Source organism: Pseudonocardia yuanmonensis (assembly GCF_039542425.1).
GTDB classification, from domain to species: domain Bacteria; phylum Actinomycetota; class Actinomycetes; order Mycobacteriales; family Pseudonocardiaceae; genus Pseudonocardia; species Pseudonocardia yuanmonensis.
The window spans coordinates 16,918-37,984 of sequence record NZ_BAABIC010000012.1; the positions used below are offsets into that span (position 1 = coordinate 16,918).

Here is a 21,067-nt window from a genome sequence, read left to right on the forward strand (position 1 = left end):
CGTGGGGGGCTCGCCGGAACCGTCGGTGGGCGTCGCTAACTTTGCCCTCGTGTGGGTGGTGCACCGGGCCGAGCGGGCCGATCGGCTGGCCGACGCGCTCGCCGAGGTGATCGGCGGGCGGGCGGCCGACCCGTTCGCGCCCGAGATCGTCGCGGTGCCCGAGCGCGGGGTCGAGCGATGGCTGGGGCAGCGGCTCGCCCACCGCCTGGGCACCGCCGGAGGGATGGCCGGGGCGGCCGACGGGGTGTGTGCGAACGTCCTGTTCCCCGCTCCCGGCCAGGTGCTCGCCGAGGCGGTCGACGCGGCGACCGGCACCGACCCGGAGACCGACCCCTGGCACCCGGCGCGGGCGGTGTGGCCGCTGCTGGAGGAGGTCGTGGCGGCCGTCGAGGCGCCCGGCGAGACCTTCGCCGCGCTGGCCGCGCACCTCTCGCAGAGCGGCGGGACCCGGACCTACGCCGTCGCCCGCCGGCTCGCGGACCTCTTCGCGGGCTACGCCGTCCACCGGCCGGACATGCTCCGGGCCTGGTGGGCGGGCTCGGCCGAGGGCGTCCCGGAGGACCTGCGGTGGCAGGTGGAGCTGTGGCGGCGGCTGCGGGCCCGGATCGGCGTGCCCGGTCCGGCCGAGCGGTTGGAGCAGGCCGAGCGGGCGCTGCGCGCGGACCCCGGCCTGGTCGACCTGCCCGGGCGGCTGTCGGTCTTCGGCCCCACCCGGCTGGCCGCCGAGCACCTGGCCGTGCTGTCCGCGCTCGCCGCGCACCGCGAGGTGCACCTCTGGCTGCCGCACCCCTCCCCCGCGCTGTGGGAGAAGCTGTCCTCCTCGCAGGGCGCCGCCCTGCCGCGGCGGGAGGACCGCTCGGCGGACGCGGCGAGCAACCCGCTGCTGCGCTCCCTCGGACGGGACGTCCGGGAGCTGCAGCTGCGGCTGCCCGCCGGGATCGAGGAGGTCCACCACCCGGCCGGGTCGGCGCCGGCCACGCTGCTCGGGCGTCTGCAGGAGGGCCTGCGCCGGGACCGGGTCCCCACGGGCGAGCTGCCGCTGCTCGACGAGGGCGACCGCAGCGTCCAGGTGCACGCGTGCCACGGCCCGGACCGCCAGGTGGAGGTGCTGCGGGAGATCGTCCTCGGCCTGCTCGCGGCGGACGAGACCCTCGAGCCGCGGGACGTCATCGTGATGTGCCCGGACATCGAGGCCTTCGCCCCGCTGATCTCGGCCTCGTTCGGGCTGGCCGCCGCGGTCCCCGGCGCCGACGCGGCGGGCGCGGACCCCGGCGACACCCATCCGGGGCACCGGCTGCGCGTCCGGCTCGCCGACCGCGCGCTGCGTCAGGCCAACCCCCTGCTCGGCACGGTGTCGGCGCTGCTCGAGCTGGCCGACTCCCGCGTCTCGGCGTCCCAGGTGCTCGACCTGGTCGGCTCGGTGCCGGTGCGGCGCCGCTTCCGGCTGGACGACGACGCGCTGGACCGGATCGGCGAGCTCGTCGTCCGGGCCGGGGTCCGCTGGGGGCTCGACGGCGAGCACCGCCGCCCCTTCAAGCTCGACGGTTTCCCGCAGAACACCTGGTCGGCGGGGCTGGACCGGATGCTGCTCGGGGTCGCCATGGCCGAGCGGCCGGGCGAGCAGGGCTGGCTGGGCACGGCCCTCCCGCTCGACGACGTCGACTCCTCGGACGTCGACCTCGTCGGCTCCCTCGCGGAGATCCTCGACCGGCTGCGCACCGCACTGGACGCGCTCGCCGGCCCGCAGCCGCTCACCGCGTGGGTCGCCGCACTGCTCGACGGGCTGTCCGCCCTCACCGCCACCACCGCGTCCGAGGCCTGGCAGGAGGCGCAGGCGCGGGCCGAGCTCGCCGAGGTCGTGCGCTCGGCCGGCCCACAGGGCGCCACGGTCCCGCTGACCCTGTCGGACGTGCGCGGTTTGCTGGCCGACCGGCTGCGCGGCCGCCCGAGCCGGGCGAACTTCCGCACCGGCACCCTGACCGTCGCCACCCTGGTGCCGATGCGCTCGGTGCCGCACCGGGTCGTCTGCCTGCTCGGGGTGGACGACGGGGTGTTCCCCCGCACCGGCGCGCCGGACGGGGACGACGTGCTCGCCCGGGACCCGCGCGTCGGCGAGCGGGACCCGCGCAGCGAGGACCGCCAGCTCCTGCTCGACGCGATCATGGCCGCCACGGAGCACCTGGTCGTGGTGCACTCGGGAATGAACGAGCGGACCGGCGCGGACCGGCCTCCGGCCGTCCCGATCGGCGAGCTGCTCGATGCCGTCGACGCGACCGTGCGCGTGCCCGCCGGCTCCCGCTCCGCCAGGCCGAGCGAGGCGATCACGGTCCGCCACCCGCTGCAGCCCTTCGACCCGCGGAACTTCACCCCCGAGCTCACCCGGGGGCGCGCGCCGTTCAGCTTCGACCGCAACGCGCTGGCCGGCGCCCGGGCGTTGCAGGGCGAGCGGCGCCCGGTGCCGCCGTTCCTGCCGGCGCCGCTCGCGGCGGTGGAGACCGGCGACACCGTCGAGCTCGACGACCTGGTGCGGTTCCTCGAGCACCCGATGAAGGCCTTCCTGCGGCAGCGGGTCGGCATGGTGCCGCGCTCGGAGGACGAGGAGCCGGCGGACGCGCTGCCGGTGAGCCTCGGCGGGCTCGACGAGTGGGCGGTCGGGAACCGGATGCTGCGGGACCGGCTCGCGGGGGCCGCCGCCGAGCACTGCACGCAGGCCGAGTGGCGGCGCGGCGAGCTGCCGCCCGGTGCCCTCGGGCGGGCGGTGCTGGAGAAGGTGAGCGGGGCGGTCGAGCCGCTGGTGGCGGCCAGCGCCGAGCTGCGCGTGGGCGAGCCGGGCTCCCGGGACGTCGCGGCCGTGCTGCCGGGCGCGGACCGGGTGGTCGGCACGGTCGCCGGGCTGCACGGCACCACCCTCGTCACGGTCGAGTACTCGCGGCTCGGCCCCAAGCACCGCCTGCGCGCGTGGGCGCGGCTGCTCGCCCTCACGGTGACCAGGCCGGACACGCCGTGGCGGGCCGTCACGCTCGGCCGGGCCCGAGGCGGCGGCGCGGCCCGGGCGACGCTGCGCCCGCTCGGCGTCGAGGAGGCTCGCGCCGCCCTCGCCGACCTCGTCGCCCTGCACCGCGAGGGCCTGTGCGAGCCCCTGCCGCTGTCCACGCCCTGTGCGGCCGAGTACGCGAAGGCGCGCCGGACCGGCGCCGCCCCGCGGGACGCGGAGTCCGCGGCGGGCCGGGAGTGGAAGTTCGAGAAGGAGGACGAGTCGATCGTGGCGGTGCTCGGGGCGGAGCCCGAGTTCGAGGCGCTGCTACGGGTTCGCGGTGCGGACGGGGTGTCCCGGTTCGGCGCGCTGGCCGAGCGGCTGTGGCGCCCCCTGCTGGACGTCGAGCACCTGGAGGTGCTGTGACCCAGGCGCTGCTCACCCACCCGCAGTTCGAGGTCGACGGCCCGCTGCCGGAGGGCACCACCGTGCTCGAGGCCAGCGCGGGCACCGGCAAGACCTACACGATCGCCGCGCTCGCCACCCGTTACGTGGCCGAGGGGATCGCCGAGCTGCCCGAGCTGATGCTCGTCACGTTCGGCCGGGAGGCCACGCAGGAGCTGCGGGAGCGGGTCCGCGAGCGGCTCGGCGCCACCGAGCGCGGGCTGGCGGCCGGGGTGCCGTCGGCGGACCCGGTCGTCCGGCTGCTGCAGCAGGGCCCGCCCGAGGAGGTCGCGGCGCGCCGCGCCCGGCTGCGGGCCGCGCTCGCCCAGTTCGACGCCGCGACGATCGCGACCACCCACCAGTTCTGCCAGCAGATGCTCGCGGGGCTCGGCGTGGCCGGCGACAGCGATCCGGACGCGGAGTTCGTCGAGCACGTCGACGACCTGCTCACCGAGGTGGTCGACGACTTCTACGTGCGCAAGTACGCCGCGCCCGGCGCCGGGCGGCCGGACTTCGACCGGGAGGAGGCGCTGGCCCTGGCCCGCCGGGCCGTCGGCGACCCGCAGGCGCGGCTGGAGCCCGCCGACGCGGGCCCGTCGTCCGCGGCGGGCGTCCGGTACAGCTTCGCCAAGGCGGTCCGCGGCGAGGTCGACCGGCGCAAGCGGGCCCGGCGCCTGTTCAGCTACGACGACATGCTCACCCGGCTGGCCGGCGCCCTGCGGGACCCGGTGCGCGGGGAGGCGGCCCGCGCCCGGCTGCGCGCCCGGTACTCCGTGGTGCTGGTCGACGAGTTCCAGGACACCGACCCCGTGCAGTGGGAGATCCTGCGCCGGGCCTTCCACGGGCACGTCACGCTCGTGCTCATCGGCGACCCGAAGCAGGCGATCTACGCGTTCCGCGGGGCGGACGTCGTCTCCTACCTGGCGGCCGCGCAGGAGGCCGGCGCGCTGCGGACGCTGGGCACGAACTACCGCACGGACGAGGCGCTGCTCGAGGCGCTGGACGGGGTGTTCGGCGAGGTCGCGCTGGGATCGGACCAGATCGTCGTCCGGCCGGTGGCGGCGCACCACACCGCCCGGCGGCTGGCCGGGGCCCCCTCGGACGAGCCGTTCCGGCTGCGGGTGGTGGACCGGGACCGGCTCGAACCGCTCACCGGCAAGCGGCTGGGCCGGGCGCAGAAGGCGCGGGAGGTGGTGGCGGAGGACGTCGCCGCCGACATCGCGGCCCTGCTCGCCTCCCCGGCCACCGTCGAGGGCCGGGACCTGCGGGCCGGGGACGTCGCCGTGCTCGTCCGGACCAACGCCCAGGGCGTCCAGGTGCGGGACGCGTGCACCGCGGCGGGCGTCCCGGCGGTGCTCACCGGCACCACCAGCGTGTTCACCACCGAGGCCGCGGCGGAGTGGCTGACCCTGCTCGAGGCCGTCGAGCAGCCGCAGCGCACCACCCGGCTGCGCGCCGCGGCGCTGACCTGCTTCGTCGGGCACACGGTCGAGCAGCTGTGCGGCGAGCGCGCCGAGGAGCTGATCGACGAGCTGGGCGCCGACCTGCGGGCGTGGCACGCGGTGCTGGCCGAGCGGGGGGTCGCGGCCCTGCTGGAGGCGGTCACCAGCCGCACCCGGCTGCCGTCCCGGCTGCTCGGGCTGCGCGAGGGCGACCGGCGGCTCACGGACGTCCGGCACATCGGGCAGGTGCTGCACGGGGCGTCGCTGGAGCGGCACCTCGGGCCGTCGGCGCTGGTCGAGTGGCTGCGCCACCGCATGGCGGACGCCGCGCGGGACACCACCACCGAGCGGAGCCGGCGCCTGGAGTCGGACGCGGACGCCGTGCAGATCGTCACGGTGCACCGCAGCAAGGGGCTCGAGTTCCCGGTCGTCTACGTGCCGTTCGGCTGGGACCGGTGGGTCAACGACAAGGCCGACGTCCTGCTCGTCCACGACGACGACGGCGCCCGCGTCCTCGACGTCGGCGGCCCGGTCGGGCCCTGGCGCGCACCGCGGCTGCAGCGCCACCTCGAGGAGGAGGCCGGCGAGGACCTGCGGCTGATGTACGTCGCGCTCACCCGGGCGCGCTGCCAGGTCGTGGCCTGGTGGGCCCCGACCACCACCACCGAGTGCTCCGCCCTGCACCGGTTGCTGGTCGGGCGCCCCGCCGCCGGCACCGTGCCCGAGGCGGGGTACCGGATCCCGTCGGACGCGGCAGCCCTGGAGCTGCTGCGATCGGTGCCGGGTGTCTCCGTCGAGACCCTGTCGGACCGCGCGCCCGTCCCCGCGCCGGAGGGCGAGGGCGACCTGCCCGAGCTGGGCGTGGCCCGGTTCGCCCGCCGGCTCGACGCGGCCTGGCGGCGCACCTCCTACAGCGCGCTGACCGCGGACGCCCACGGCCACCACGCAGCCGCGGGGACACCGGAGCCGCCGACCCCGGGCGTCGGGTCCGAGCCCGAGGCGCCTGGCAAGGACGACGAGGCCGAGCTGGACCTGGTCGAGGTCGTGGCGGGGGCCGGTGCCGGGGTCGGGGCTGAGGTGCCGTCGCCGATGGCCGACCTGCCGCTGGGCACCGCTTTCGGCACGCTCGTCCACGCCGTGTTCGAGCACCTCGATCCCACGGCCCTGGACCTGGCCGCCGAGCTGCGCCTGCGGGTCGACGATGAGTTGGCCCGGCAGCCGGCCGAGATCGATCCCGGGGCGCTCGCCGCGGCACTGCGGCCGGTGGTCGAGACGCCCCTGGGGCCGCTCGCCGGCGGCCGTGCGCTGCGCACGATCCGGCCCGCGGACCGGCTGTCCGAGCTGGACTTCGAGATGCCGCTCGCGGGTGGGGACACGCCGTCGGGACAGGTCACCCTCGGCGATCTGGCCCCGGTGCTGCGCCGGCACCTGCCCCCCGGGGACCCGCTCGCCGGCTACCCGGACCTGATCGCCGCCCCGGCCCTGGCGGGGCAGCCGCTGCGCGGGTACCTCACCGGCTCGATCGACGCCGTGCTGCGGATCGACGGCCGCTACCTCGTCGTGGACTACAAGACCAACTGGCTCGGGCCCTCCGGACCGGGCGGGCGGGAGCCGCTGACCGCGGCGCACTACGCCCCGCCGGTCCTCGCCGCCGCGATGCAGGCCGCGCACTACCCGCTGCAGGCGCTGCTGTACTCGGTCGCGCTGCACCGCTTCCTGCGCTGGCGGCTGGCCGGGTACTCCCCCGAGGAGCACCTGGGCGGCGTCCTCTACCTCTTCCTCCGGGGGATGTGCGGTCCGGACACGCCGCAGGTGGGGGACACGCCCTGCGGTGTCTTCGGCTGGCAGCCCTCCCCCGCCCTGATCACGGAGCTCTCCGACGTCCTCGACGCCCGCTCGACCCCCGCCGCTCCTCCCCTTGATCACCGACCCGGACCGGCAGCGGCCGTGAACGGCGCAGAACGGTCCGGAACGGCGATCACCCCCGACGCCGCTCCCAGCACAGCGACACCCGCCGACCATGATCACCATTCGGGACCGATCGCGGCCGACGGTGGCGCGGAAACGTCCGGGCCGGCGATCACCGACGGGGAGGAGGTCCGGGAGGAGCTGCCCCTCGAGCTGCCCGAGCCCGCGGAGCCGCCGAGCCCACGGGAGCGGACCGGGTCTCGGCCACGCAGGCCGGCCGCGGATCCGCCCGCGGACGAGCCCGGGCTGTTCGACCTCGGCGAGTTGGGAGGCCGGCGATGAGCGTCCCACAGACCGTGCCCGGGCCGTTCGACCTCGGCGAGCCGGGAGGCCGGCGATGAGCGTCCCACAGACCGTGCCCGCGGCGGCCGCCCCGGCACCCCAGGCCACCGCACCGGCACCCCAGCCGGCAGCCCCGGCACCCCAGCCGGCAGCCCCGGCACACCTGCCCACCACCCCGGGACCCGCCGCCCCCGAGCGCGACCCCTACGACCTCCGCACCGCCCGCACCGCGTCGGGCCTGCTCGGCGCGTTCAACGTCGCCGGCGTGCTCTCGGCGGCCGACGTGCACGTCGCGACCCGGCTCGGGCGGCTCGGCGGCGACCCGGCCGGCGAGCCCGAGGAGGTGCTGCTCGCCGTCGCGCTGACCGTCCGCGCCATCCGCAACGGCTCCGTCTGCATCGACCTCGCCGAGGTGGCGCACACGGTGCTGGGCGAGGGCGAGGAGTCGGTCGACGTCTCGGCCCTGCCGTGGCCCGAACCGCAGGCCTGGCGCGCCGCCGTCGAGCGGAGCCCCCTGGTGGCGAGCGGTGCCGACGCGTCGGCAGGCCGCCCGCTGCGGATGATCCCGGTCGCGGGCGGGAGGGGTCTGCTCTACCTCGACCGCTACTGGGCGGAGGAGGAGCTCGTCCGCCGGGAACTGCGCGAGCGCGCCGCCGCCGAGCAGCCCGAGGTCGATCCCGACCGGTTGCGTGCGGCGCTCACCCGCCTGTTCGGCCGGCCGGCAGGCGCGGACGCCCCGCAGGACACCGACCGGGCGGCGGGGGCGCACGCCCCGCAGGGCACCGACCTGCAGCGGCTCGCCGCCGCCGTCGCCGCGCTGCGTCGGGTCACGGTGCTCGCCGGCGGCCCCGGTACCGGCAAGACCACCACGGTCGCGCGGCTGATCGCGCTGCTGCACGACCTGCACGAGGCCACCGGCTCCCCCTCGCCGCTGCGGGTCGCGCTCGTCGCGCCCACGGGGAAGGCGGCCGCGCGGCTCGGCGAGGCCGTCGCCCACCACACCGCCGAGCTGCCGGAGGAGGACCGCGTGCGCGTCGGGTCCCCGTCGGCCGCGACGATCCACCGCCTGCTCGGCCGGCGGCCGGGCTCGTCGAGCCGCTTCCGGCACGACCGCCTCAACCGCCTCCCGCACGACGTCGTGGTCGTCGACGAGACATCGATGGTCTCGCTCACCCTGATGGCCCGGCTGCTCGAGGCGGTCCGGCCGGACGCCCGGCTCGTGCTGGTCGGCGACCCGGACCAGCTGGCGTCCGTCGAGGCCGGGGCGGTGCTCGGCGATCTCGCGCGGGCCGGCGGGCGGCCCGAGCCGGCCCTCGAGGAGCGGCTCCGGACGGTCGGCGCGCTCGCCGACGAGGACCCGCCCGTCGTCCACGGGGTCGTCACGCTGCGGCACACCTGGCGCTTCGAGGGCGGGATCGCCGAGTTCGCGGGCGCCGTCCAGGCGGGGGCGGCCGACGCGGCGGTCGCTCTTCTCCGCGAGGGGCGGCCCGACCTGCTGTTCGTGGAGAGCGACCTGGAGGTGCGGGAGCCGGTAGGGCTGGAGGGACTGCGGGCGGACGTCGTCGACGCGTCCGGCGCGCTCATCACCGCGGCTGTGGCCGGGCGCACCGCCGAGGCGCTCGACACCCTGGACCGGCACCGGCTGCTCTGCGCCCACCGCCGTGGCCCGTTCGGCGTCACGCGCTGGGGCCTGGAGGTCGAGCGCTGGCTCGCGCAGGCCCGCCCGGGCTTCGACGAGATCGAGCCCGGCCGGCCGGGGCCCTGGTACCCGGGTCGGCCGTTGCTCGTCACCGCCAACGACTACGACCTCGGGCTGTACAACGGCGACACCGGCGTCGTCGTGCGCCGGGACGGCGTGCTGCGCGCGGTGTTCGGGCGGCCCAACGCCCCGCAGTCCTTCGCGCCGGCCCGCCTCGGCGGGGTGCAGACGGTGCACGCGATGACCGTCCACCGCAGCCAGGGCAGCCAGTTCGCCCGGGTCACGGTCGTGCTGCCGCCCCCGGAGTCGCCCCTGCTCACCCGGGAGCTGCTGTACACGGCGGTGACCCGCGCCCGCAGCGTCGTGCGGATCGTGGGCAGTGAGGAGGCGGTCCGCGCGGCCATCGCCCGCCCCGTCAGCCGGGCCAGCGGCCTGCGCGAGCGCATGGGCTGACGCCCCGCGCGGCGATCATGATCTCGGCCACGTCGTGCCGCGCCGACAAGGGCGGACGTGCCCGTCCGCGCGCGGCCGATGCAGCCGAGGGCGAACACGGCGGCGCTGCCGACGAATGACGGTGCCCCGGCGGCACGCGGCAGTGCAGGATGGGGCCCATGCCGGAGGCTCCCTCCTCGCTCGTCCCCGCCAAGCCCGCCCTCGTCACCGTCGACGACGATCCCAGCGTGTCCCGCGCCGTGGCCCGCGACCTGCGGCGCCGGTACGGCGAGAACTACCGCGTCGTGCGCGCCGAGTCCGGGCAGCAGGCCCTGGACGCCCTCAAGGAGATGGCGCTCCGCGGCAACGACGTCGCGGTCCTGCTCGCGGACTACCGCATGCCCGGGATGAACGGGCTGGAGTTCCTCGAGCAGGCCATGGACCTGTACCCCGCGGCCCGGCGGGTCCTGCTGACCGCCTACGCCGACACCGACGCCGCCATCACCGCGATCAACGTCGTCGACCTCGACCACTACCTGCTCAAGCCCTGGGACCCCCCGGAGGAGAAGCTCTACCCGGTGGTCGACGCCATGATCGACTCGTGGCGGTCCACCCCGCGCCGGGAGGTCTGCGAGACCCGGGTGATCGGGCACCGCTGGTCCGCCCGCTCGCACGAGGTGCGGGACTTCCTCGCCCGCAACCAGGTCCCCTACCGCTGGTACCCGGTCGACCAGCCCGAGGCCGCGCGGCTGCTGGAGGCCGCGGGCGTCGACGACTCGCACCTGCCGGTGGTGATCTCCCCGGCCGGCGAGTGCCTGGTGGCGCCGGACGAGATGCAGCTCGCCGACCGCGTCGGGCTGGCGACGGTCCCGGCCACGGACTTCTACGACCTCATCGTGATCGGCGGCGGCCCGGCCGGGCTCGGCGCGAGCGTCTACGGGGCGTCCGAGGGGCTGCGGACGGTGCTGGTCGAGCGGACCGCGACCGGCGGCCAGGCCGGGCAGAGCTCACGGATCGAGAACTACCTGGGCTTCCCGGACGGCGTGTCCGGCGCCCAGCTCACCGACCGGGCCCGCCGGCAGGCGGTGCGGCTCGGGGCGGAGCTGCTCACCGCCCGCGAGGTCGTCGCGCTGGAGGCCAACGGGCCCGCCCGCACCGTCCGGTTCGCGGACGGCAGCGCGATCCACGCCCACGCCGTGGTCCTGGCGACCGGGGTCAGCTACCGCGAGCTCGACGCCCCGGGCCTGGCCGACCTCTCCGGCCGCGGCGTGTTCTACGGCTCGGCGCTGACGGAGGCCGCGGGCTGCGCAGGCAGCGACGTCTACATCGTCGGCGGCGCCAACTCCGCCGGTCAGGCCGCCGTCTACTTCTCCCGGCACGCCCGCAGCGTCACGATGCTGGTGCGCGGGCCGGGCCTGCAGGCGTCCATGTCGCAGTACCTCATCGAGCAGATCGAGGGCATCCCCGAGATCACCGTGCGGACCTGCACCGAGGTCGTCGAGGCCACGGGCGGCGAGCACCTGGAGAAGCTGACCCTGCGGGACCGGAACACCGGCGAGACCGAGACCGTCGACGCCGGCTACCTCTTCATCTTCATCGGCGCCACCCCGCGCACCGACTGGCTCGGCGACGTGGTCCAGCGGGACGCCGGCGGCTTCGTCCTCGCGGGCCCCGACCTCGTCGTCGAGGGCCGGCGCCCCGCGGGATGGACCGAGGAGCGGGATCCGTTGCACCTGGAGACGAGCCTGCCGGGGGTCTTCGTCGCCGGGGACGCGCGGGCCGAGTCCGTGAAGCGGGTCGCGTCGGCCGTGGGCGACGGGGCGATGGCCGTGTCGCTCGTCCACCGCTACCTGGAGAGGCCGTGATGAGCGCATCGACCGCCTGCGACCCGGAGGAACTGCGCCGGCTCTTCCTGTTCGAGAAGCTCCGGCCGGACCAGCTCGACGCGCTGTGCCGGCAGGGGCGGACGGAGACCTTCGAGCCCGGCCAGGTGTACCGGGAGGGCGACCCGGCGACCTGCTTCTACGTGCTCATCGAGGGCACGGTCGTGCTCAGCAGGCGCTCGGGCGAGGAGGACGTCGAGGTCGAGCGCACCTCCCAGCCCGGTGTGTACGCCGGGGCCTGGCACGCCTACCTCGGCGACCGGGTGCCGCAGGTCTACAACAACTCGCTGCGGGTCACGGTGCCGTCGCGGTTCTACGTACTCGACGCCGAGAAGCTCTCGACGCTGATGCGCGAGTGGTTCCCGATGGCGCTGCACCTGCTGGAGGGGCTGTTCTTCGGCATCCAGAACACCCAGCAGGCCGTCAGCCAGCGCGAACGGCTCCTCGCCCTCGGGTCGCTGTCGGCCGGACTGACGCACGAGCTGAACAACCCCGCGGCCGCGGCCGTCCGGGCCACGGCGACGCTGCGGGAGCGGGTCGCGGGGATGCGGCACAAGCTCGGCCTGATCGCGGCCGGGCCGTACGAGCGGGCCGACCTCGAGACCCTCATGCGCCTGCAGGAGGACGCCGCCGACCGCGTCGGCAAGGCGCCCGAGCTCAGCCCGCTCGAGACCGGCGACGCCGAGGACGAGGTCGGCGAGTGGATCGCCGACCAGGGCATCGAGGGCGGCTGGGACATCGCGCCGAACTTCGTGGCCGCCGGGATCGACGTCGAATGGCTGCAGCAGGTCAAGGCGAGCGTGCCGCCCCCGATCCTGGAGAGCGCGGTCCGCTGGCTGAACTACACGGTCGAGACCGAGCTGCTGATGAACGAGATCGCCGACTCGACCACCCGGGTCTCGACCCTGGTGGGCGCGGCGAAGCAGTACTCGCAGATGGACCGGGCGCCGTACCAGACCGTCGACGTGCACGAGCTGCTGAAGTCGACGCTGATCATGCTGCAGGGCAAGTTCGGCAACGGCGTCTCCCTGGTCAAGGACTTCGACCGCACGCTGCCGAAGGTCAACGTCTACGCCGCCGAGCTCAACCAGGTGTGGACGAACCTGATCGACAACGCCGTGCAGGCCATGGACGGGAAGGGCACGCTGACCGTCCGGACCGCCCGGGAGGGCGACCGGCTGCTCGTCGAGATCGGCGACACCGGGCCCGGCATCCCGGCGGAGATCCGGTCGCGGATCTTCGAGCCGTTCTTCACCACGAAGGCCGTGGGCGAGGGCACCGGGCTCGGCCTGGACATCTCCTGGCGGATCGTCGTGAACCGCCACCACGGCGACCTGCGGGTGATCTCGTCGCCGGGCGACACCCGGTTCCAGGTCCTGCTGCCCTTCGACGCACTCGTGGAGGAATCGTGACGACCATCGACCCGTCGGTGCCGCCCTCGGGCACCGGGTGCGCGGAGTGCGAGGCCGCCGGCGGCTGGTGGGTGCACCTGCGCCGCTGCGCGACCTGCGGGCACGTCGGGTGCTGCGACAGCTCACCCGAGCAGCACGCCACCGCACACTTCCGCTCCACCGGGCACTCGGTGGTGCAGAGCTTCGAGCCCGGCGAGGACTGGTTCTGGGACTACGAGCGCGAGGTCGCGCTGTCCGGCCCGCCGCTGGCCCCGCCGAGCGCGCGCCCGGAGGCGCAGCCCGTGCCCGGTCCGGCCGGCCGTGTCCCGGCGGACTGGCGATCCAAGATCCACTGACCGACCGCCCGGCCCGACCCGACCCGGGCTCCGGCGGCGCCGCCGCCGGGGCGGAGAATCGTGTCGTGCTGACGAGTGCCGGGATCCTGCTCCACCGTGACCGCGCCGGGATCGTCGAGGTGCTCCTCGGGCACATGGGCGGCCCGTTCTGGTCCCGCAAGGACGCCGCCGCCTGGTCCATCCCCAAGGGCGAGCTCGACGCGGGCGAGGAGCCGGCCGCCGCCGCCCGCCGCGAGTTCGCCGAGGAGCTGGGCTTTCCGCCGCCCGCGGGCGAGCTGCACGAGCTCGGCTCGGTCGTCCAGTCCGGCAGGCGCAAGACCGTCCTCGGGTTCGCGCTGGCCGGCGACGTCCCGGACGTCGAGGTCGCCGCCGTCGCCGAGCGGCCGGACGACGGCACGTGGATCGAGATCGAGTGGCCGCGCAACACCGGGCGCCGCCTGCGCTTCCCCGAGATCGACCGCGCCGCCTGGTTCGACCTGGCCACGGCGCGGGTGAAGCTCGTCAAGGGCCAGCTGCCCTTCCTCGACCGGCTCGAGGCGCTCCTCGCCACCGCCTGAGCCCGTGCATCCCCGGCCCGTCCTCACCGATCGGTCATCTGAATCGATCGTGAGTCGTCTCACCTGCAGGTGATTGGCGATCACGGCGCGGGCTCTGCCATCGTGGACGGCTGGCGCACGCGGTCGTGCGTCCCCGACACCCCGACCGCCCGTCGCGCGCAGCCCCGGCGCCGCGACCGTCACGGTGAGCCCCTCCGGACCCGGCAACCCGAGCGCCGGCGGAGCGCGCGGCCCGCCACGAGGACCACGTCACATGCCCGTCTCCCCCGTCGGGTCGCGCCGTCGCACGCCCGTACGCCTCCGCGCTCGCGGCCCGTTCCGTCCATCCCGCACCGTCCCGGCGTCCACCTCGGTGTCCACCGCCGTGTCCACCGAGCGGTCCACCGCTGTGTCCACCGAGCGGTCCACTCAGCACTCCGGCCCGTCCGGCGCCCGGTCCACCCCGGACCACGCGGGCACGCCGGTCTCCTTCCGCCGGCTCCGCACCGCCGTCACGGCGTTGTTCGCCTTCGACGGCGCGGTGTTCGGCAGCTGGGCGGCCCGCATCCCGGACGTCACCGCCCAGGTCGGCGCCACGCACGCCACGCTGGGTGTCGCACTGCTCTGCGTCTCGCTCGGCGCGCTCGCCAGCATGCAGCTCACCGGCGTGCTCGCCGGTCGCTTCGGCGCCGGCCGGGTCGCGCTCGCGGGCACCGCCGGCGCCGCGCTGGTCGTCCCGCTGCCCGGGCTGGCGACGTCGATCCCGCAGCTCTCCGCGGTCCTCCTGCTGTTCGGCGCGCTCACCGGCGTGGTCAACGTCGCGGTGAACACCGCGGGCGTCTCCGTCGGGGCACGGCGGCCCGGGCGACCCCTGCTGCCCGCGCTCCACGCGGCGTTCAGCCTCGGCGGGCTCGCCGGCGCCGCAGCGGGCGGGGTCGCCTCGACGCTCGGACCGGTGCTGCCGCACCTCGCGGTCGTCGGCGTCGTCGGGCTCGTCGTGGTGGCCGCGGCCCGCTCCGCGCTCACCGGCCTGCGGGAGGACGCGGCCCCGGCGCCCGCCGCGTCGGACGACCTCGGCAGCCCCCGTCGCGGCCGGAGGCTGGTCGTGCTGCTCGGCCTGGTCGCCGGCTGCACCGCCTTCGGCGAGGGCGCCGTCACCGACTGGGGCGCCCTGCACCTGCGCGAGACGCTCGGCGCCGCGCCCGCCCTGGCCGCGGCCGGCTACTCCTGCTTCTCGCTCGCGATGGCCTGCGGCCGGCTCACCGGCGGCGTGCTGCTGCGCCGGCTCGGCGAGACCCGGCTGCTCGGCGGCGGCGCGCTGCTCGCCGCGGCCGGCATGACGGTGGCGCTGCTGACGTCGTCGGCCGAGCTGGCGCTGGCCGGGTTCGTCCTGGTCGGTCTGGGGCTGGCCAACCTGTTCCCCGTGACGATCGCGCGGGCCGGGGCGCACTCGGGCGCGCGCGGCGTCGGGCTCGCCTCGACCGTCGGCTACAGCGGGCTGCTCGGCGGCCCGCCCGCCATCGGCTTCCTCGCCGAGCACGCCGGCCTGCCGGCCGCGCTGGCCTCGGTGCCGCTGCTGGCCGTGGTCGCGGCCGGTCTCGCGCTCGCCGTGGCCGACCGGACGCCGCGGCTCACCCTGCCGGCGCGGGTCCCGCTGCCGGCCCGCACGGCCTTCGGTCGTCTCGCCCGAGCCGCCGCCAGGCCCGTGGACGGGGCCGGTCTCGGGGTCCTCGCCGCCCGCACCGCGACCGTCGTCGCCCGCCGCCAGCCGCTGAGGATCGTGCGCACCGCGGGCTCCCGGGTCGCGGTCACCGCGCGCCCGGCGATCCTGCGCGGCGCGGCGATCGTCGAGCGCGCCGCCGCGGACCTGCCCGCCCTCACCCCGCCGGCGACGGTCACGCCGCCCACTCGCGCGCCCGGCGCACGGATCCGCCCCTACCCCGGCCTGGAGCTGCTGGCCTCGTGACTCCCCGTCGTGGGTGCCGGTGGTCGCCGGAGCGGCCATCGGCACCCACGAGGACAGGGCTCGGTCAGTGGCCGAGCCGGCGGCGCGCCGCACGGACCCGGGTGCGGACCTGCTTGCGCAGCCGACGCCGGGGGCGGCGCAGGGCGCGGGCGGCCTGATCGACTGCCCCGCGGATCTCCCGCACGTGGAACTCCTTGCGCAGGCCGCGCTGCACGTCCGCCTTCCGCGGCAGCAGCAGCCGGAACCCGTACCCCCACAGCCGCAGCGCGAGGAAGCCGACGAGGAGCCCGAGCGGCAGCAGCACGACGGTCACGCAGAACACCAGGGCCACGACCAGCAGCAGCGTGCCCAGCACCAGCAGCAGCACCCCGGCCACCGCCCGCAGCGCCCGGATCATCGCCTCACGCCGCCAGGTGCAGGCGCCGGCGCAGCCGCAGGCCGGTCCCGCGCAGCGCGCTCTCGCCCCTGCGGACCATGCCCTCGACCCTCGTGCTGCCGGGCACCAGGAGCCTGGCGGCCCTGCCGTAGAGCGACAGCGCGAGGACGACGACCGGGATCCCCAGCGGCAGCAGCAGGACGGTCGCGCACAGCACGACCCCGACGAGCAGCACCACCGTCCCGACCAACGCCAGCACGAGCGCCAGCACCCCGCGGACCAGCGTGGACAGCACGCCCGTCACGGCACCGAGCAGACCGGACACCAGGCCGGTCACTCCGCGAACCAGCCCCATCGGCGCACCTCCTCCGGAGTGCCGCGGGGTACCCCGCCGAGTGCCGGCACAAACGGTGTTACGGAACGGGTCGTCCACCGCCGCCCGTCGAGAAAACTCACTGCTCGTGGCGCATAGCACACGTCGCGTGGGGGTACCACCGCCGACATGCCGAACTCGAGCATCAAGAACGAGAAGATGTACGAGGAGCTGCGCGACCGCGGCGAGAGCAAGGAGAAGGCCGCGCGGATCGCGAACGCCTCCGCGGCGGAGGGCACGAAGAAGGTCTCCTCCCGCGGCGGGAAGTCCGGCTCCTACGACGACATGACGAAGGACGAGCTCTACGAGCGCGCCAAGAAGGTGGGCATCGAGGGCCGGTCGGACATGTCCAAGGACGAGCTGGTGAAGGCCCTGCGCGACCACTGACCAGGCGCGCCGGCACCCGCGCCTGCCGCGTCGGACGCTCGGGTGGCGCCTCCCGACGGATCGCACCATCCTGTTCGTGAACAAGGTTTGGCGCGTTTCGTCGGAGAGCGACGACGCGACGTCTCCACCTCGAGGAGGAGCACCGTGAGCAGCACCGACCGAGCCGACGGCGCGCGCAGCACCGCCGAGGACCGCACCGCGCACCGCATCGACCTCCTGCACCGGACGGGATCGGTGGTGATCGGGCTGGGCCTGTGGGTGTTCGCGGTGCTCGGGTTCGTGCAGCGGCTGGACTTCTTCTCCACGCAGGGCCAGCCCGTCCTCGGCCTGTCCTCCAACGGCCTGCTGTCCACGATCTCGGTGGTGTTCGGCGCGATCCTCATCGGCGCCGGGATCCGGGGCGGGCGGTTGTCGTCGAGCGTGCAGGTCGTGGTCGGCGCGCTGTTCCTGCTCTCCGGCATCGTGAACGTCCTGGTCCTGAACACGGGCCTGAACCTGCTGGCGTTCCGGATGCCCAACGTGATCTTCAGCCTGGTCGTCGGCGGGATCCTGCTGACGGTCGGGTCCTGGGGCCGGTTCACCGGCCGCCTGCGTGCCGACAGCCCCTACGCCCGGGAGCGGGTCGGCACGTTCGAGGACCCGCAGCTGAGCCCCGAGCTCAGCGGGATCCACCTGGCCGGGGGTGCGGCCGAGGCCGCCGCGGCCCGTGAGCTGGCCGAGGCGGAGCGGGCGGTCGCCGAGCACCGCGCCCGGCCCGAGGTCGTGGCCGAGATCCGTGCGCTGGCCGGCGTCCGCCGGCCGGAGGACCGCATCCACGCGTGGCAGGAGCGGCACGCGGGCGGCCCCGCTCCCTCCTGAGGACTCCCGGCGCCGTCGCGGCCCAGCGGTACCCCGACGACGCCGGACGCCCGCCCGCCGCCGGACGAGAGTCCCGGCGGCGGGCGGGGTAATACCGTCACTCCCGGGGCACGATGCGCGGCGGCACGTGCGCGCGCACCTCCGGCGGCTCCCCCGGGTACCGCTCCACCTGCACCGTCGTGAGCTGCCCGGTGCAGGCCTGCGCCAGCCGCGAGGTCCCGACGTCCCGCGTGAGCACGTTCGGATTCCCGTGCACGCAGGTCGGGTCGTCCGCCGAGGCCGGCGTGTACCAGGCCCCGGTCGGCAGCTGCACCACGCCGGCCCGCACGTCGTCCGTCACCCGGGCGGCGGCCAGGCAGGCGCCGCGGCGGTTGTGCAGCCGGACGACGTCGCCGTCCCCGATGCCCCGCGCGGCCGCGTCGGCCGGGTGGATCCGCACGACCTCCCGACCCCCGATCTTCCCCGCCGCGCTGGTGGCCCCGAAGTCCAGCTGGCTGTGCAGCCGCGTCGACGGCTGGTTCGACACCAGCCAGAGCGGCTGTTCCGGCGTGGGCGGCTCGGTCGGCGGGAGCCAGGCCGGGTGGCCCGGGCAGTCGTCGTAGCCGAACGACGCGATCCGCTCCGACGCGATCTGGATCCGCCCGGACTCCGTCGGGAGCGTGCCCGTGCCGGCGCGGAAGGCGGCGAGCAGGCCGCCGTCGTCCGGCCCGGGCGGGAGCTCGTGCTCCCCCGCCGCCCACAGCTCGTCGAAGGTCGGCGCGGGCAACCCCTTGTCCGCCAACGCCTTCTCGGTCCGTTCCCACAGGTGCGCGAGCCACTCGCGGGTGGTCCGGCCCTCGGTGAACCGCGCTCCGAACCCGAGCCGCTCGGCCAGCGCGGCGAGGACGGCGTGGTCGTCCCGGGCCTCGGCGTAGGGCTCCGCGACCTGTTTCATCGCCACGACCAGGGAGTCCGTGCCGTGCGCCCCGATGTCCTCGCGCTCGAGCGTGGTCGTGGCGGGCAGGACGACGTCGGCGTGCCGGGCCGTGGCCGTCCACACGGACTCGTGCACCACGAAGGTGTCCAGCCTGCCGAGCGCCCGGCCCAGCCGCGCGAGGTCCTGGTGGTGGTGGAACGGGTTGCCGCCGCACCAGTGCATCAGCCGGATGTCCGGGTAGACCCGCTCCTCGCCGTTGTACGAGTAGCGCTCGCCGGGGCGCAGCAGCATGTCCGCCACCCGCGCGACGGGGATGAAGCTGCGCACCGGGTTCGGCCGGCGGGCCAGGGTCGGGACCGGGACGGCGTTGCGCGGGCGGCCGTAGTGACCGAGCGAGCCGAGGCCGTAGACGAAGCCGCCGCCGGGCAGGCCGATCTGGCCGAGCATCGCGGCCAGCGCCAGCCCGGCCCACACCGGCTGCTCACCGTGCTCGGCGCGCTGCAGCGACTGCGAGACGGTGATCAGGGTGCGCCCGGCGGCGAGCCGGCGGGCGAGGGCGCGGATCTCCTCCGCCGCGATCCCGCAGATCCCGGCCGCCCAGTCGGCGTCCCGGCCGCGCAGGGAGCGCTCGTACTCCGGCCAGCCCGCACAGTGCGTCGCGAGGAACTCCCGGTCGTGCAGGTCCTCGGCGAGCAGCGTGTGCGCCAGGCCGATCATCAACGCCGCGTCCGTGCCGGGCTCCGGGGCCAGCCACCGGGCGTCGACCTCCGGCGGGAGGTCCTGTCGCAGCGGGCTGACCAGCACGAACCGCGCACCCCGGCGGTGCGCGGCGAGCATGGCGTCCCGCTCCAGGTGCCGGCTGACGCCCCCCGCCGCGACCGTCGAGTTCTTCAGCGCCATCCCGCCGAAGGCCAGCACGGTGTCGGTGTGCGCGGCGATCTGGTCCCATGTCACCACCGAGCGGGTGACCGCGTCGAAGGGCCCGAGGACGTGCGGGAGCAGCACCTCCGCCGCCCCGCCGGAGTAGGTGTTGACGGACTGCGTGTAGCCGCCGGCCATGGCGAGGAACCGGTGGATCTGGCCCTGGGCGTGATGGAAGCGGCCGGCGCTGGCCCAGCCGTAGGAGCCGCCGTAGACCGCGGTCGGTCCGTGCTCGGCGTACACCCGCCGGTACTCGGCCGCGAGCCGGTCGAGCACCTCGTCCCAGCCGACCTCGAGGAACTCCTCGCGCCCGCGCCGGTCACCCGGGCCCGGCCCCTGCTCCCACCAGCCGCGGCGGACGGCGGGGCGGGCGACCCGGACGGGGTTGCGGACGGCGGCGGGGATGTTCTGCAGGACGGGCGACGGGTTCGGGTCGGCCTCGTGCGGCGATACCTGCAGCTCACCCGCTCGCCACTCGGCCCGGAAGACTCCCCAGTGCGCGCTGTGCGGGACCGCCGTCATGCCTTCCATGATGCGGCACGGGCCGGGGTCGGCCGGCGCGGATAGGGTCGGCGCATGGCACGGACGCCCCGGCGGCACGATCACGACGCGGGCGGCGACCGCGCCCTCCTCGAGGCCAAGGCGGCCCTGCGCGAGGAGGTCTGGACGGCGCTGACCGAGGCGAAGGTCGCCCGGTTCCCGGGCGCCCGCAACCGGATCTCCAACTTCACCGGCGCGGAGAAGGCCGCCGAGCTCCTGCGGTCGCTGCCGGAGTGGGAGAAGGCGCGAGCGGTCAAGTCCAACCCGGACTCCGCACAGCTCCCGGTCCGGCAACGCGCCCTCCAGGACGGCAAGACGCTCTACATGGCCGTGCCGAAGCTCGCCGAGGAGGACCCGTTCTTCCTGCTCGACCCCGAACACCTGGCCGCCCCCCCACGGCGCGCGGTGTCGATCAGGAACGCCACCCGCTCGGCCCGCCGCGTGGCCGTCGCCGACCTCGACCCGGTCGACCTCGTGGTGACGGGCTGCGTCGCCGTCGGCGCGGACGGGGCGCGGCTGGGCAAGGGCGGCGGGTTCGCCGACCTGGAGTTCGCACTGGCCGGCGCGGCCGGGTTGATCTCGGAGCACACCGTCGTGGTGACCACTGTGCACGAGCTGCAGGTCCGGCCGGCCGGGGTGATCCCGACGGCGGCGCACGACATCCCCGTGGACCTCGTCGTCACCCCGGAGCGGGTGATCGACTGCCGGCCCGCGCGTGCCCCGCGGCCCACCGGGGAAGTGCTGTGGGAGTCGCTGACGGACGAGAAGATCGCGGCGATCCCGCTGCTGCAGAAGCTCCGCGCCCAGGGAGGTGCCTCGTGACCCGGATCGAGCTGGTCCAGGGGGACATCACGACCCAGGAGGTCGACGCCGTCGTCAACGCCGCGAACTCGTCGCTCCTCGGCGGCGGGGGTGTCGACGGCGCCATCCACCGTGCCGGCGGGCCGGCGATCCTCGCCGAGTGCAGGGAGCTGCGGGCCACGAAGTACCCGGACGGGCTGCCGACCGGGCAGGCGGTGGCCACGACGGCCGGGAACATGCCGGCCCGCTGGGTGATCCACACCGTCGGGCCGGTGTACGCGAAGAAGGAGGACCGCTCGCACCTGCTCGCCTCGGCGTACCGGGAGTCGCTGCGGGTCGCCGACGAGCTCGGCGCCCGGTCGGTCGCCTTCCCGGCGGTGTCCGCCGGGATCTACGGCTGGCCGCTCGCGGACGCCGCCCGGATCGCCGTGACCACCGTCCGGGAGGCGGACACGCAGGTCGAGGTGGCACGGTTCGTGCTGTTCAGCGCGGAGATCCTGCGCGCGTTCGAGAAGGTGTGAG

15 protein-coding genes are annotated in these 21,067 nt (G+C 75.9%); 12 read left to right on the plus strand and 3 right to left on the minus strand.

The window, feature by feature from the left end:
- The first annotated feature begins 49 nt into the window (after positions 1–49).
- The 8 genes from recC to ABD990_RS18370 all read left to right on the plus strand — a co-directional run bounded on the left by recC (position 50) and on the right by ABD990_RS18370 (position 15,373).
- Entirely contained in the window at positions 50–3,400 is a 3,351-nt protein-coding gene (gene recC, locus ABD990_RS18335) for an exodeoxyribonuclease V subunit gamma (RefSeq protein ID WP_345381786.1), read from the plus strand.
- Complete coding sequence (locus ABD990_RS18340; protein ID WP_345381787.1) at positions 3,397–7,110, plus strand: UvrD-helicase domain-containing protein; 3,714 nt, start codon at positions 3,397–3,399, stop codon at positions 7,108–7,110. The genes recC and ABD990_RS18340 overlap by 4 nt, the downstream gene beginning before the upstream one ends.
- A gap of 55 nt (positions 7,111–7,165) precedes the next feature.
- Positions 7,166–9,262, plus strand: coding sequence for an exodeoxyribonuclease V subunit alpha (recD, locus tag ABD990_RS18345; protein ID WP_345381789.1), 2,097 nt, complete (start codon positions 7,166–7,168; stop codon positions 9,260–9,262).
- Between the two features lie 158 nt (positions 9,263–9,420).
- Positions 9,421–11,106 (plus strand): NAD(P)/FAD-dependent oxidoreductase, encoded by a 1,686-nt coding sequence (locus ABD990_RS18350; protein ID WP_345381790.1) that lies wholly within the window; start codon positions 9,421–9,423, stop codon positions 11,104–11,106.
- Positions 11,106–12,536 (plus strand): ATP-binding protein, encoded by a 1,431-nt coding sequence (locus tag ABD990_RS18355; RefSeq protein WP_345381791.1) that lies wholly within the window; start codon positions 11,106–11,108, stop codon positions 12,534–12,536. The genes ABD990_RS18350 and ABD990_RS18355 overlap by 1 nt, the downstream gene beginning before the upstream one ends.
- Positions 12,533–12,871: a UBP-type zinc finger domain-containing protein gene (locus tag ABD990_RS18360; RefSeq protein ID WP_345381792.1), complete on the plus strand. Its 339-nt coding sequence runs from the start codon at positions 12,533–12,535 to the stop codon at positions 12,869–12,871. Before ABD990_RS18355 ends, ABD990_RS18360 begins: the two co-directional genes overlap by 4 nt.
- A gap of 68 nt (positions 12,872–12,939) precedes the next feature.
- Entirely contained in the window at positions 12,940–13,428 is a 489-nt protein-coding gene (locus ABD990_RS18365; RefSeq protein WP_345381994.1) for an NUDIX domain-containing protein, read from the plus strand.
- 352 nt (positions 13,429–13,780) lie between these two features.
- On the plus strand, positions 13,781–15,373 hold the full coding sequence (locus ABD990_RS18370) for an MFS transporter (protein WP_345381793.1): 1,593 nt from the start codon (positions 13,781–13,783) through the stop codon (positions 15,371–15,373).
- 64 nt (positions 15,374–15,437) lie between these two features.
- Here the strand turns inward: ABD990_RS18370 and ABD990_RS18375 are convergent, their stop codons facing one another.
- Together ABD990_RS18375 and ABD990_RS18380 are read right to left on the minus strand one after the other, a co-directional pair.
- Positions 15,438–15,770: a hypothetical protein gene (locus ABD990_RS18375; protein WP_345381794.1), complete on the minus strand. Its 333-nt coding sequence runs from the start codon at positions 15,768–15,770 to the stop codon at positions 15,438–15,440.
- Between the two features lie 4 nt (positions 15,771–15,774).
- Positions 15,775–16,104 carry a hypothetical protein gene (locus tag ABD990_RS18380; protein ID WP_345381795.1) on the minus strand — a complete coding sequence of 110 codons (330 nt, stop codon included), beginning with the start codon at positions 16,102–16,104 and terminating at the stop codon, positions 15,775–15,777.
- A gap of 147 nt (positions 16,105–16,251) precedes the next feature.
- Here ABD990_RS18380 and ABD990_RS18385 point away from each other — a divergent pair, with 147 nt between their 5' ends.
- Both ABD990_RS18385 and ABD990_RS18390 read left to right on the plus strand, forming a co-directional pair.
- Positions 16,252–16,509, plus strand: coding sequence for a DUF7218 family protein (locus ABD990_RS18385; protein WP_345381796.1), 258 nt, complete (start codon positions 16,252–16,254; stop codon positions 16,507–16,509).
- A gap of 144 nt (positions 16,510–16,653) precedes the next feature.
- Positions 16,654–17,367, plus strand: a complete 714-nt coding sequence (locus ABD990_RS18390; RefSeq protein WP_345381797.1) for a DUF4383 domain-containing protein — start codon at positions 16,654–16,656, stop codon at positions 17,365–17,367.
- Positions 17,368–17,464: 97 nt separating this feature from the next.
- Here ABD990_RS18390 and ABD990_RS18395 read toward each other — a convergent pair whose 3' ends face one another.
- Complete coding sequence (locus ABD990_RS18395) at positions 17,465–19,726, minus strand: molybdopterin-dependent oxidoreductase (protein ID WP_345381798.1); 2,262 nt, start codon at positions 19,724–19,726, stop codon at positions 17,465–17,467.
- Between the two features lie 54 nt (positions 19,727–19,780).
- On the opposite strand from ABD990_RS18395, the gene ABD990_RS18400 reads away from it, so the two are divergent.
- Both ABD990_RS18400 and ABD990_RS18405 read left to right on the plus strand, forming a co-directional pair.
- Positions 19,781–20,566 (plus strand): 5-formyltetrahydrofolate cyclo-ligase, encoded by a 786-nt coding sequence (locus ABD990_RS18400; protein ID WP_345381799.1) that lies wholly within the window; start codon positions 19,781–19,783, stop codon positions 20,564–20,566.
- Positions 20,563–21,066, plus strand: a complete 504-nt coding sequence (locus ABD990_RS18405; protein WP_345381800.1) for an O-acetyl-ADP-ribose deacetylase — start codon at positions 20,563–20,565, stop codon at positions 21,064–21,066. Before ABD990_RS18400 ends, ABD990_RS18405 begins: the two co-directional genes overlap by 4 nt.
- Position 21,067: the final 1 nt, after the last annotated feature.